The following is a 13,129-nucleotide window of genomic DNA, read 5'->3' as shown; positions in this document are numbered from 1 at the left end:
CTTTTCGCGGTTCCGCTTGGCCTGCCGCCGCTGGTGGCGGCGCTGGGCCTGCTTGAAGTCTGGGGCCGCAATGGCGTCGCCAACAAGGGGTTGGCACTGTTTGGCCTCGAAACGCCGTTCTCCATCTATGGTCTGAGCGGAATTCTCATCGCCCATGTGTTTTTCAACATGCCGCTCGCAGCCCGGCTGATTCTGCCGGGGCTCGAACGGTTGCCACCGGAATACTGGAAAACCGCAGCCAATCTGGGCATGAGCGGCTTCAGCCTGTTCCGTCTGGTCGAGTGGCCGGCGATGCGCCGGTCCGCGGGCGCCGCTGCGGGACTGGTATTCATGCTCTGCGCCACCTCGTTCACGCTTGTGCTGGTGCTTGGCGGCGGACCGGCGGCGACCACGCTGGAAGTCGCCATCTATCAGGCACTGCGCTTTGATTTCGATCCAGGACGCGCGGTCTTGCTGTCTCTCATTCAGGTCGGTCTGACGCTCGCTGTAATGCTCGGGCTCAAACTGATGTCCATTCCCACCGAGACGGGCGACACCAAGGGCGGCGCGACCAGTCGTCCGGATGTGGCGCGCGGTGTGCGAAGCTTGCCCGATTTTGTCTTGATAGCTGTGGCCGGCCTGTTTGTCGGAGCGCCGCTTGTGGCCGTGGGTGTGTCCGGAATGGCTGCGGATCTCTCGCGGTTGCTGAGCGCCGCCCAGTTCTGGCGTGCTGCCGCAACCAGCCTTCTGATCGGCATTGCCGCAGCCACTGTTTCCGTCAGCCTCGCTGGCTTGATGGTGCGGGCCCGCCATTCGGCAGGTGCGCAACCCCGATCACCTGGCCTGGGTCTTTTGTCCGGGATGTCGGGCGCGGCGAGCTCGCTCACGCTGCTGGTTCCCCCCGTCGTGCTTGGCGCCGGCTGGTTCCTGATGCTTGGCGGCGGCGCCGGGCAATTGATCGCGCCGCTTTGCGTGATTGTCCTGATCAACGCGCTGATGGCCCTGCCCTTTGTCATGAGGGTGATTGAACCGGCACATATGAGCGCCATGGAACGCAATGGCAGGTTGGCGCTGTCGCTGGGGATTACCGGGATCAACCGCCTCTGGCAGGTCGACATTCCGGCCATGCTGACGCCGATGGCGACTGGCTTCGTCTTTGCCATGGCCTTGTCGCTGGGCGATCTGGGGGCGATCGCGCTGTTTGGCAGCAACCGCATCGTCACCCTGCCATGGCTGCTCTATCAGAAGCTTGGGAGTTACCGCACCGCCGACGCCGCCGGACTGGCGCTTCTGCTGGGCGTGACAACCATGGCGCTGATGGTGATCGGCGACAGGCTCGGCAACCGGCGAGGCCCGTAGATTGGTCAAGGAAAGAAAAACGATGGCAGGATCACCCGCAATCGAATTCGACAATATCGCCTACGGAATCGGGGACCTCAGCGCCGAGTTCGCGTTTCAGCGCGAAGCAGGCACCGTCACCGCGATCCTCGGACCATCCGGGGCGGGCAAATCGACCCTGCTCAATCTCGCCGCTGGTTTTCTCACCCCGCGCACCGGACGAATCCTGCAGGATGGCAAACCGATCAATGACCTGTCGCCCTCCGAACGTGGCGTTTCGATGGTCTTTCAGGACAACAACCTGTTTGCCCATCTCGATATCCGAACCAATATCGGCCTGGGCCTTGATCCCGCGTTGCGGCTTGACGCCAGCGCCTGGACCAGGGTTGAGACGGCGCTGGACCGGGTCGGCCTCGCCGGTTTCGGACGGCGGCAGCCGGCATCGCTGTCGGGCGGCGAGCGGCAGCGCGTGGCGCTTGCCCGTGCCTTTGTCCGTCGCCGGCCGCTGCTGTTGCTCGACGAACCGTTTGACGGGCTTGGTCCGGGCCTTGCGGCCGACATGCTTGGTCTGATGCTGGAAATCCGCGCCGAAGTTGGCGCGACCGTGCTGATGGTCACCCATGATCCGGATGAAGCCCGCGCCGCGGCCGATGAGATCCTGCTTGTCAGCAAAGGGCGGATTGCCGCCGATGCCTCGGCCGCAGGCTTCTTCGAACGTCACGACTTGCCCGAGCTCGAGGCCTATCTCGGCCGCAAATCCGGGGCGCAAGGCGTGTGACGTTGAAGTGACCGCAAATGAAGGATAACGTAACCGGAAGATAACAAAACGGTACAGCGCCACAATTTCGACGCGAGCGTTTGCCACTGGAGAACCGGCGCGAAGTGAGATAGACCGAAAGCCATTGTACCGGCTTACGAAGCTCTCAAGCCTCCGTCCCGGCATGAAACATCAGACCACACACCCGGACCATGGCAAACATCGCATCGCCCCAGTCGACCATGACAGCCTCAGGCAACAGAGCATTCCGGATCGCCGCCGCGATCCTGTGCGGCGTCCTTGCGTTGTCGGGTTGCCAAACCCTGGGCGTTGACGTCTACGAGACCAGTGTAAAGCCGTCCGATGCGCCTCAAACCGCAGAAAAGGCGGGCGCATCCGATCCGCGCACCCGTATTGGCGCAAATGAGCACCCGCGCATTATTGCAAGTTATGGCGGCGAATTCCGTGACGCCAAGACAGAGCGCCTGGTGGCGCGCATTGTCGGCGCCTTGACACTGGTTTCGGAAAACCCGCAACAGGCCTATCGCATAACCGTGTTGAATTCGCCTGCTGTCAACGCCTTCGCGCTGCCCGGCGGATTCCTCTACGTCACCCGGGGACTTCTGGCACTCGCCAATGATGCCTCGGAGGTCGCCGCCGTGCTGTCGCACGAGATGGCTCACGTCACCGCCAATCACGGGCTCGAGCGACAGCGCCGCGAAAAGGAAGTCGAGCTTGCAGGCCAGGTGGCCGAAGAGCTGTTTTCCAATTCCATTGCCGGACGCCAGGTCATCGCCCACGGCAAGCTCTCACTGGCCGCCTTCTCCCGCAATCAGGAACTTCAGGCCGATGTCATCGGAGTGAGAATGCTGGGCGAGGCCGGCTACGATCCCTATGCGGCAGCGCGGTTTCTTGACTCCATGAACGCCAACCAGCGTTTCGCCGCCATTGAACCCGGCGCCGATGCCAGCCTCGACTTTCTGGCCAGCCACCCCAATGCGCCGCAACGGGTCGAACTCGCCAAGAGCCATGCACGCGCCTTCGGGCCCGAGGGCGTTGGCGATCGCGGCCGGGATTACTATCTTGACGGGATTGATGGGCTGTTGTTCGGCGACAGCCCGAATGAGGGCTATGTCCGCGGGACCGAGTTTCTTCATCCCGTGCTCGGCGTGAAATTCTCCGTGCCGGACGGTTTTCGGATCGACAACAATGCCGAAGCGGTGCTTGCCACGGGACCGGGGGATCTGGCGATCCGTTTCGACGGGGTGACCGACAATGGCCGTCAATCGCTGACCAAATATATCGCAAGCGGCTGGGTCACCGGACTTGATGAAAGCTCGATCCGCGAAACCCGCGTCGATGGCTTGCCCGCAGCCACGGCTCGCGCCAGCGCCGACCGCTGGGATTTCGATATCACCGTCATCCGATTGAAGGACCGCATTTACCGGTTCCTGACAGCTGCGCCACGCGGCAGCGCCGAGCTTGGCGCTGCCGCATCGGTGGTTCGTGCCGGGTTCAAGAGGATGCCGCAAAACGAGATCAACGCGCTTCAACCGTTGCGTATCCGCATTGTCACGGTTGCATCGGGTGACACATTGGGCTCGCTGGCGGGCCGGATGCGAGGCGTCGAGCGCAAGGTCGAGCTGTTCAGGCTGCTCAATGCGATCTCACCGGGAGAGGTCCTCGCCCCGGGTAAAAAGGTCAAGATCGTCTCCGACCGCTAACGCATGTCAGTTGCTTGGCTTTGCATGTGGTTTTCGCAAAACCGCTACAGCGTGGCGCACAAACATGGTGTGGCTTTCCAACAATGACCCGCATCCATGCAGAACGATTGATCAGAAACCGGCGATTTCCGGGGACTGGGTGGTCAGAACCGCACGCAGCTTTTCCAGCGCCCGGTTTTCGATCTGCCGCACCCGTTCCTTGGAAATTCCCAGCGCCTTACCCAGTGATTCCAGAGTTGCGCCATCATCAGTCAGCCGGCGCTCTTTGATGATTCGCAGTTCACGCGGATTGAGCGTGGTAAGCGCGTCGCCAAGCCAGAGGTGTCGGCGTTCCTCATCGATCATGGTGGAGACCTGTTCATCAGGCAGCGGTTCATCGCTTTTGAGAAAATCCATCCGGTCCGACGAAGCGCCCGACTCCCCATCCGACATCGGAGCGTTCAGCGATGAATCCGATCCCGACAGGCGGGCATCCATCACCGCGACGTCCTTGGCATGCACTCCGAGCGTATTGGCTATCTGGGAATGGATCGCGCTGTCGGTAAGGGTCGGCTCATCTTGCGCGAGCCTCGCCCGAAGCCGCCGCAGATTGAAAAACAGGGCTTTCTGAGCGGAACTGGTGCCGCCGCGCACGATAGACCAGTTGCGCAGAATGTAGTCCTGGATGGAGGCGCGTATCCACCAGGTCGCATAGGTGGAAAAGCGCACTTCCCGCTCCGGATCGAAACGGGCCGCAGCTTCGAGCAAGCCGACATGGCCTTCCTGGATCAGGTCGCTCATCGGCAGACCGAAATTGCGAAATTTCGATGCCATAGAGATCACCAGCCGCATATGCGCCATGGTGATCTGGTGAAGCGCGTCCTGATCCTTGTTGTCTTTCCAGCGAACGGCGAGATCATGCTCCTGCTCGCGTTCAAGATACGGCGCCGCCATGGCGGTGCGCATCATCTGCCTGTCTGCCGAGATCGCATTCATGACACCCTCCTGTCATTGACGTCTTGTTATCCAGTTTCATGCCTTGAACAAAAATTACGCAATTGTATGGCAACTGGATCATCACACTCGATGACATCAGCGTGATTGGGTCGCCCAAGGCAACCATTCCCAAGCCAGCCGGACCCGGCGTGGCGCAAAGAGCCTGTAATGGATACAACGGCTTAAGGCCGTTTTGGTTCCTGTGAGAATGGATTTATTGCATGTCATTCGAGTACGGCGCGGCAATCATCAGCCGAAGACATGCAAGAACCAGGAACTGCCGGGTGACACTCATTGCAACGCGGTGCGTCTGACCCTCCCGAGTAGAGGGTGGAAGCTCCCGGTGTTGCCGCAGAGGCGTTTGAACCGGAACTGATGCAAGCAAGTTCGAAATGGTGTTATGCGTGCGGAGCTTTGCCATCTGAAAAAGCGCACGATGCAAAACGCCAAAGCCCGGGCGCGTAAAGCGACCCGGGCTTTGGTAGTCATTGTTCAGGCGGGCTGCCGATCAGGCAGCTTCTTCCTGCGCGCCTTCTTCATCATTGGCCTTGCCGCGCTTGGGACCCTTGTTGAGGTTAACCTCAATCAGGCGCACCGCCTCGGTGTCGGACATTTTGTTGACCGCACCGAGTTCGCGCGCCATCCGGTCGAGTGCCGCTTCATAAAGCTGGCGCTCCGAATAGGACTGCTCAGGCTGGTTTTCAGCGCGATAGAGGTCACGAACAACCTCCGCAATCGAAATCAGATCGCCGGAATTGATCTTCGCATCATATTCCTGCGCACGACGCGACCACATGGTCCGCTTGACGCGGGCGCGACCCTGGACGACCTTCAATGCACGCTCGACGAAATCTGTTTCGGACAGTTTGCGCATGCCGATGGTTGACGCCTTGGCGACCGGCACCTTGAGGCGCATCTTGTCCTTCTCGAAATCAATCACAAACAGCTCGAGCTTGTGGCCCGCGACTTCCTGTTCTTCGATAGCGACAATCTGTCCCACGCCATGGGCGGGATAGACAATCGACTCACCGGTCTTGAAACCCTGTCTCTGTGAAGCCATTTTTTTCTGCTGGGTTGTCATGCGTTTTCAAAACTCCCTGTTACGGAAACGGACGCTGGGAGCCGGACATGGGTTGTCCGGACAGGTCCTGCGAGTGCCAGGAGGCGCTTCGCACTGACAAGGCATTTCTAAGCGAGAAGAGGCAAAACAACGCAGGCGTTCACCGCGCGGAGTATGGCATTCCGGCAGCTTCACGCTGCAAGGAGAGGGCCACCGCTGAAAGGGACGTTTGCTTCCGTTTGTGCTTCTTGTTTCGCCCTGACGGCGCCTTAAAGATGTCAGTAATAGGATGTGTATCACAAAAAATGGTGTAAATCAATGATTTGCGCGAATAGCGGCACACCTTGCGGCAAAATCCGTCAAGGTTTGGTTAACCATGTCGCGGCGCAACCATCAAATTGTTGCAATGCAACGGTTATTGACCGGCAACCAGCACTCAGTCGCCTTCGCCCGGCTCGGCGGAGAAGTACTTTTCGAACTTGCCTTCCTGTCCGTCAAACTCTTTTGCGTCATCCGGTGCTTCACGTTTGATGGTGATATTGGGCCATTTGTCGGCATACTCGGTGTTGACCTCGAGCCATTTTTCCATCCCCGGCTCCGTATCCGGGCTGATTGCCTCCGCAGGGCATTCCGGCTCGCAGACTCCGCAGTCGATGCACTCATCGGGATGAATGACCAGCATGTTCTCGCCCTCGTAGAAGCAATCCACCGGGCAGACCTCAACGCAATCCATGTATTTGCAACGGATGCAATTGTCAGTCACCACATAGGTCATTTGTCTCTCCTGAGGCTCCACGCATGTCATGCTCGGGCACTTTCGCCTCGAGCCGGGCCTGCATCATTTCAGAGCGCCATGGCGCCCCGCACGTTCGAATAAACGTCATTGCGCTATAGCGAACAACGGCGGTGAGGTACCGGCTTTGGCGGTGCTTTGCAAGACTTCAGATTTCGACAAAGCGCCGCACCTTGGTCCACCCGGTCAAACTGCGCGGCAGGATCAAGGATTTGCGGATGATTTTCTCGCGAGCCGGCCCGGTCAAGACAAAATCATGCGTCCGTATCCGAATTGCGAAATTGATCAATTTTTCTCCTGTCGCGCTTGGTTGGGCGACCCGAACCAGGTTCACGTTGCGGCACAACGGCTTTCGCCTCATCCGGGGCGGCGGGCTTGGGAGTGATGTCCTCATAAAGCAATTGCGCTTCCGGAGCCGGTCCGCGGCGATGGCCGCAGGCCACAACCTTCAGCACCACGATACGCCGCTCCAGACTGATGGTCAGCGCATCGCCCGGCTTGACCAGAAAACTCGCCTGATCAATCTTGTCCCGGTTGACCCGGACATTGCCTGCCGAGGCAAGCTTGCCCGCCAGAGTCCGGGATTTGGCGATGCGTGCGAAAAACAGCCATTTGTCGATGCGCTGTCGCTCCGGCTGTTCCACCAGACCGTGCCTATTTCTTCAGCTTGTCGCGCAAGGCTGCCAGCGCTGCGAAAGGCGAATCCGGATCGATCGGCTTTTCCTTGCGCACCGGCCGGTCATTGCGGCTACCGCTGCCGCCGGCTCCGCCCTTGTCCGGATTGCCTCTGCCACCAGAGCCGCCTTTGCCACCCTTGCCGTGATGATGTCCGGGCTTGCCACGATGTCCCTTGCCGGGCCGTGCCTCACCCTCTGCTCCGCCTTCACCCGCGGGCTTGTCCGCGGAGCGGTTGCCGCGCTCCCGCCGCCCACGGCCTTCGCCGGCGCCACCGGGAGCATTGCGCGCTCCGCGCTGCGGCCCGTCCTGCCTTCCGCCGGGCCGCCACAGCAGCACCGGACGCGGTGCCTCGGCTTCGTCCTTGGCCGCGGATTCGGTGTTCGCGCCGGTATCCACGGCCGTATCGGTCGTCGGTTCTTCGGCTGCAGGTGCCGCTTCGGCTACAGGTGCCGAGGCGTCCGCGACAGCTTCAGCATCCTTGGTTTCTTCCGCCTGTGCCGGAGCGTCCGCGGCAGCTTGTGCAGTATCGGCCGTCGGCGTGTCAGCCGCAGCAGACGAGGCACCGGATTCAGGTTTAGCTGTGTCGGCAGGCTTGAGCGGACGCTCTGCGGCCGAGCGCGTCACCACAACTTCGACCACCGGCCCGGCACCTGCCGGGTTCGCGGCTTCAGCCTGAGTGGCGTCAAGGCTCGCAATATGTGTCTGCGCTTCTTCAGCCGGCACCGTATCGGCGCGGTAACCCAGCCCCTTGAGGATCTCCTCGATATCATCCTGCGTCGCACCCAGGATCGACAGCATTCCGGTGGTGGTGATGAACCGGCGGCCGTCATAGGCTGCCTCCGGCCGGGCGCCCGGTGTACCAGGCTTCCATTGCAGCGCCGGGCGGATCAGATCGGCCAGCCGTTCGAGAATATCAACGCGCACGGCGCGCTTGCCCAGGAACCGGAACCCGGCGAGACGATAGAACTCGCGGTCAATTTCCGGATCCGTCGCCACGGATGTGCGTCCGGCGGCCAGCAGCGGAGTGACGTCGCCATAACCTGACTTGCCAAAACCATCATTGGCCAGCGCCCACAGCAAGGTCACCAGCTCGGCCGGAGCCGGCTTGAGCAGCGCCGGCATGAAGATGTGATAGGCGCCGAATCGAATGCCGTATTTGCGCAGGCTGGCGCGCGCCGATTGGTCGAGATCCTTGATCATCTCCGAAACGTCGCGGCGGAACAGGATGCCAAGGTTCTCCGCCAGACGGAATGCCAGTCCGCGCGCCAGACCATCGAGATCCTCTGCACGAGTCAGATCATCAAGCGGCTTGAGAATGGTGGCGATGTGATGGTTGACGAAGCGGTCGATGCGGGCAACGACAAAATCACGGGCTGCGCCGGACAATTGCTCGTCAGCCAGCACGATCGACCGCGGCTTGAGCACATGGTCGCCCGCCGCCAGCCGCGCCACCGGATCGCCGAGCCAGCGCACGGTGCCGTCAGCGCCGATGGCGAAGTCGGAATTGCCCGAGGCGTGCAGCCGTGCCGCTCGCGCCTCGAATTCCAGCGCCAGCGCTTTCTGCGCAGCGGCGATCACCGCCTTGGCGTCAGGCCCGTCCGCCGACGAGTCGGCGACAAACCGGAATCCGGCCAATTGTCCAATATGGTGACCTTCTACAAAGACATCACCGTTCACACTGATTTCAGCTTCGAGCATCGCGTTCTCTCTCAGGCGCCTCATGAGCACAGATGTCCTGCGGTCAACAAAGCGTTTCGTCAACCTTTCATGCAACGCATCGGACAATCGGTCCTCAATTTCACGCGTCTTTTCCTGCCAGTGTGTCGGATCGGCAAGCCATTCAGGTCTGTTGGAAATATAAGTCCATGTCCGGATCTGTGAAATCCTGGCCGACAAAGTGTCGATTTCTCCATCCGTGGAGTCGGTTCTGCGCACCTGTTCCGCCAGAAAATCCTCATTGACCGCCCCGGTGCGGATCAGATCCCTGTAGATCGTGGCGATCAGGTCTGCATGTTGTGCCGGCGCGATCCGCCGGTAATCGGGCAACGAGCAGACATCCCACAATGTGGCGACAGTTTTCGGTGTGCTGGCCAGATCGCGGACCTCGAAATCATTGACCAGGTGCTCGAGCGCGCGCTGATCGACAGCCGGCAACGCCCGGGTCAAACCCGGGATGGCCGGAATTTGTTCGAGGCTCGCTTGCAACGCCGTGAGACTGGAGAAATTCAGTTGCTTGGATCGCCATTGCAAAATCTTGACCGGTTCGAAGACATGGCTTTCCAGCCGCTGGACCAGATCTTCGGGCAAAGGTTGGGCCTGACCGGTCACCCCGAAGGTGCCGTCGCGCAAATGCCTGCCCGCGCGACCGGCGATCTGGCCGAACTCGGACGCCGTCAGTTGCCGGTAGGAATAGCCGTCGAATTTCCGGTCCTGGGCAAAAGCGACATGATCGACATCGAGATTAAGCCCCATCCCGATCGCGTCGGTGGCCACCAGATAATCGACATCACCGTTCTGATAGAGCTCGACCTGGGCGTTGCGGGTGCGCGGGCTCAGCGCCCCAAGCACCACCGCGGCGCCGCCGCGCTGTCGCCGTACAAGTTCGGCAATTGCATAAACCTCATCGGCAGAGAACGCCACGATCGCCGATCTTCGCGGCAGCCGGGTGATCTTTTTCGATCCGGCATAGTGCAGCTCAGACAGGCGCGGGCGTTCGACAACCGTGATCCCGGGCAGCAAGTGCTCCAGAATTCCGCGCACAGTCGAGGAACCGAGAAGCAACGTCTCCTCGCGTCCGCGCAACGACAGGATCCGGTCGGTAAACACATGTCCGCGCTCCAGATCGCCGGCAATCTGGACCTCGTCGATGGCGACAAACGCAGCATTGGTCTCCTGTGGCATCGCTTCCACGGTGCAGACCGAATAGCGCGCACCGGGCGGGGTGATCTTTTCCTCGCCGGTGACCAGCGAAACATGCTGCTCGCCAACCTTGTCGACCATCCGGCCATAGACTTCGCGCGCCAGAAGCCTGAGCGGCAGCCCGATCACCCCGGACGAATGCGCAGCCATCCGCTCGATGGCGTAGTGGGTTTTGCCGGTATTGGTCGGGCCGAGCACGGCTGTGACGCCACGTCCGGACAGGATCAAAGGTTTCGGGGGATGGTTGCGGGAAGCAGGCATCAGTGTCCGTATCATGCTCAAGACCGGTGTTACCTAACACATTGACGCATCTGGAAAAGGACAAAGTTCGGCGATCGCAAGAGCCGCGGAATTAACCATTGGAACAGTGACGGAACGAATCGGCGACGAATCGATGACTCACTCTGATTCTACTTTTGTTCACCCCAACATATGGCAAAATCAACTGTTCTTGCCACCACATGATGAATCGGCTCTCCGTAACCGCAGCCCAATCCGCCCCTGACCGTTAACCTTTGCGGATCGGCGCGGAACTGATGCCACACGCCCCCCTGCATCACATCGCCTCGGGTAAGGATTTGTTAAGACTTCCAAACACTTCCCTAATCGAATTGAGTGCATTTTACCTACCTGCGTTAACTTTCGGAACAGCCGTGGAACGAATCAGCGACGAATCACAGATCTGGCTTTGTTGGCTATTTGTTCTCCACAACATGTGGTTCCGCGAACCTGTCGGTGCCACTAAACTTGAGGCAGATGGCGCATCCCGTGTGCCGGTTTCACCACCGGAATTAACCTTCTCCCCGAGGTTTCGGCTTCAGGGCAGGCTTCTCGACGAGGTAATTCGCGCATTTTCTGCGTTTAAATTTCGTTAAGTATTCCAAACACTTCGTTAACGCAGTTGGTGGCATTTGAGCCGTTCTGTTAACTTCCGGAACAGCGACGGAACGAATCGGCGACGAATCAGCCTTTGACCATCTTTCCCGGTTTGTTCACCACCAGATCTTGTGCATCGGCGCACAGCACCGCCTATCCGGCAGCCCGACAGCGCCACATTTACCGGGTTGACAGCTCCGTTTGTTAACCAATTGGCCTTTTGCCATCCATAACCATCACAATCGCTGAAATGCCCCATCCGTTGACGGATCGTGGCTATAGCACTGCGCGAAGCGAGGCCTCGATCTGCCCACCACACCAGACGTCGCCATAAAGCGCCTCACTGCGCTTGCAGAGTTCAGCTTGGGATGGAAGCGCCATGATGCGATCAGACAGCCCCGCTATCGCTGGCGCATCTGTGTCGAGCATTTGCCTGAGCGGCGCCATCCTGTCAGTCATCGTGCCCCACAATGTCGCAGTCACGAGGTCGGCAAGGCTGGGCGATTCCGTCCCCAGGACAAACCCCGATCCGGCTGTCAGGCCGTTGCGTAGGCCCGTCTCTTCGAAAATTTCCATCCAGCGTTGAAGTCTGGGTCGAAATGCCTCCCAGTCCGTGTCTGTCCAGAATTGCGCGCCATTGTAACGGGTCATCTCGTAAAGCACATCATTGGCATCAGCGACGACCTTGTGACACATCGCTTTCAACACCGGGTCATCGGTCATCAACCGGTATTTGTCGCCCAGATACGCGAGAATTGCGGGCATCTGGGACAGATGGACGCCTTGTCTGTGATCAGTCAGCACGGGTGGCCCCATATGCGGGATCAACTGCCCGCTTGGCTTTAAGGCCCTTTGGATGGATGTGGCATCAAATCCTGCCTCCTCCCACGAGCAACCGGCGTAACTGAGAACCGCCCGGACAAATTGCCCGCGGAACGGAGCAGGCCAATAATAGAGGGTGTAGTCAGTCATGATACGCTTTCAGGATTGAAGAGCTTGCAACGCAAACGCCCGGCAGTTTCCCGCCGGGCGCAAATTTTGTCGGTCACCCGGCGCGATCAGCAGAAATGCTGACCGCCATTGGCCGAAATCGTCGATCCGGTGATGAAGCCTGCATCATCTGCTGCCAGAAACACCACGGCGCGAGCAATTTCCTCGGGCTCGCCGAGACGTCCGACCGGGATCTGCGGGATGATGCGATCTTTGAGCACCTTTTCGTCGATCGCCTTGACCATGTCGGTGCCGATATAGCCCGGGCAGATGGCGTTGACGGTGATGCCGGCGCGGGCGCCTTCCTGGGCCAGAGCCCGGGTAAAGCCGATGTCGCCGGCCTTGGCCGCCGAGTAGTTGACCTGCCCGGCCTGACCCTTCTGGCCGTTGATCGAGGAGATGTTGATCACGCGGCCGAACTTGCGCTCGCGCATGCCGCCCCAGACCGGGTTGGTCATGTTGAACAGGCCGGTGAGGTTGGTGTTGATCACCTCGCTCCACATCTGCGGCGTCATCTTGTGGAACATCCCGTCACGGGTGATGCCGGCATTGTTGACCAGCACCGCAACCGGACCGAGATCGGCTTCCACCTGGGCGATACCGGCGACGCATGCGTCGTAATCGGCGACCGACCACTTGTAGGTCTTGATACCGGTTTCGCCGGTGAATTTCGCCGCCGCCTCGTCATTGCCGGCATAGTTGGCGGCGACCGTATATCCGGCTGCCTTCAAGGCGATCGAAATCGCTGCCCCGATGCCGCGTGACCCTCCAGTCACGATTGCCACTTTGCTCATGCTGTTCCTCCCAATTGAACTCTACTTCCGGATCAACCGCGCTCGACGCAGAGCGCAACTCCCATGCCGCCACCGATGCACAGCGTCGCAAGGCCCTTCTTGGCGTCGCGGCGGGCCATTTCGAACAACAGCGTGTTGAGAATGCGCGCACCCGATGCACCGACCGGGTGGCCGATGGCAATCGCGCCGCCATTGACGTTGACGATCGCCGGATCCCAGCCCATGTCCTTGTTGACCGCGCAGGCC

At 60.2% G+C, this 13,129-nt stretch carries 10 protein-coding genes and 1 pseudogene; 3 read left to right on the top strand and 8 right to left on the bottom strand.

Features of this window, described 5'->3' with window-relative positions:
* The 3 genes from ABJN75_RS18925 to ABJN75_RS18915 form a co-directional block, all read left to right on the top strand.
* Positions 1-1,338 (top strand): thiamine/thiamine pyrophosphate ABC transporter permease ThiP (locus ABJN75_RS18925; RefSeq protein WP_348441152.1); only part of this gene is annotated, 1,338 nt, incomplete at its 5' end.
* Positions 1,339-1,360: 22 nt separating this feature from the next.
* Positions 1,361-2,095 carry an ATP-binding cassette domain-containing protein gene (locus tag ABJN75_RS18920; RefSeq protein WP_348441151.1) on the top strand — a complete coding sequence of 245 codons (735 nt, stop codon included), beginning with the start codon at positions 1,361-1,363 and terminating at the stop codon, positions 2,093-2,095.
* A gap of 221 nt (positions 2,096-2,316) precedes the next feature.
* Positions 2,317-3,798, top strand: coding sequence for a M48 family metalloprotease (locus ABJN75_RS18915; protein WP_348441153.1), 1,482 nt, complete (start codon positions 2,317-2,319; stop codon positions 3,796-3,798).
* Between the two features lie 111 nt (positions 3,799-3,909).
* Here the strand turns inward: ABJN75_RS18915 and ABJN75_RS18910 are convergent, their stop codons facing one another.
* From ABJN75_RS18910 to ABJN75_RS18875, 8 genes and pseudogenes are all read right to left on the bottom strand, one after another.
* Positions 3,910-4,773 (bottom strand): RNA polymerase factor sigma-32, encoded by an 864-nt coding sequence (locus tag ABJN75_RS18910; protein WP_348441150.1) that lies wholly within the window; start codon positions 4,771-4,773, stop codon positions 3,910-3,912.
* A 508-nt stretch (positions 4,774-5,281) separates the two neighbouring features.
* Positions 5,282-5,854 (bottom strand): CarD family transcriptional regulator, encoded by a 573-nt coding sequence (locus tag ABJN75_RS18905; RefSeq protein ID WP_290893013.1) that lies wholly within the window; start codon positions 5,852-5,854, stop codon positions 5,282-5,284.
* 415 nt (positions 5,855-6,269) lie between these two features.
* Positions 6,270-6,608 carry a ferredoxin FdxA gene (fdxA, locus tag ABJN75_RS18900; RefSeq protein WP_348441149.1) on the bottom strand — a complete coding sequence of 113 codons (339 nt, stop codon included), beginning with the start codon at positions 6,606-6,608 and terminating at the stop codon, positions 6,270-6,272.
* A gap of 272 nt (positions 6,609-6,880) precedes the next feature.
* A complete protein-coding gene (locus tag ABJN75_RS18895) occupies positions 6,881-7,270 on the bottom strand; it encodes an RNA-binding S4 domain-containing protein (protein WP_348441148.1) in 390 nt (129 codons plus the stop codon).
* Positions 7,271-7,280: 10 nt separating this feature from the next.
* On the bottom strand, positions 7,281-10,484 hold the full coding sequence (locus ABJN75_RS18890) for a helicase-related protein (protein WP_348441147.1): 3,204 nt from the start codon (positions 10,482-10,484) through the stop codon (positions 7,281-7,283).
* A gap of 891 nt (positions 10,485-11,375) precedes the next feature.
* Complete coding sequence (locus ABJN75_RS18885) at positions 11,376-12,071, bottom strand: glutathione S-transferase (RefSeq protein ID WP_348441146.1); 696 nt, start codon at positions 12,069-12,071, stop codon at positions 11,376-11,378.
* 86 nt (positions 12,072-12,157) lie between these two features.
* Entirely contained in the window at positions 12,158-12,883 is a 726-nt protein-coding gene (gene phbB / locus ABJN75_RS18880; protein WP_348441145.1) for an acetoacetyl-CoA reductase, read from the bottom strand.
* Between the two features lie 32 nt (positions 12,884-12,915).
* A pseudogene (locus ABJN75_RS18875) lies at positions 12,916-13,129 on the bottom strand (acetyl-CoA C-acetyltransferase); the annotation flags it as partial.

It is taken from the genome of Hoeflea sp. (assembly GCF_039975035.1).
Taxonomy (GTDB): domain Bacteria; phylum Pseudomonadota; class Alphaproteobacteria; order Rhizobiales; family Rhizobiaceae; genus Hoeflea.
This window is presented reverse-complemented; position numbering and strand designations above follow the sequence as displayed.

Bases quoted from the DNA above. Each gene is read 5' to 3' on its own strand.
- ABJN75_RS18915 (WP_348441153.1), top strand. From the start codon at position 2,317: ATGACAGCCTCAGGCAACAGAGCATTCCGGATCGCCGCCGCGATCCTG.
- phbB (WP_348441145.1), bottom strand. From the start codon at position 12,883: ATGAGCAAAGTGGCAATCGTGACTGGAGGGTCACGCGGCATCGGGGCA.
- ABJN75_RS18905 (WP_290893013.1), bottom strand. From the start codon at position 5,854: ATGACAACCCAGCAGAAAAAAATGGCTTCACAGAGACAGGGTTTCAAG.
- ABJN75_RS18890 (WP_348441147.1), bottom strand. From the start codon at position 10,484: ATGCCTGCTTCCCGCAACCATCCCCCGAAACCTTTGATCCTGTCCGGA.
- ABJN75_RS18920 (WP_348441151.1), top strand. From the start codon at position 1,361: ATGGCAGGATCACCCGCAATCGAATTCGACAATATCGCCTACGGAATC.
- ABJN75_RS18885 (WP_348441146.1), bottom strand. From the start codon at position 12,071: ATGACTGACTACACCCTCTATTATTGGCCTGCTCCGTTCCGCGGGCAA.
- ABJN75_RS18910 (WP_348441150.1), bottom strand. From the start codon at position 4,773: ATGAATGCGATCTCGGCAGACAGGCAGATGATGCGCACCGCCATGGCG.
- fdxA (WP_348441149.1), bottom strand. From the start codon at position 6,608: ATGACCTATGTGGTGACTGACAATTGCATCCGTTGCAAATACATGGAT.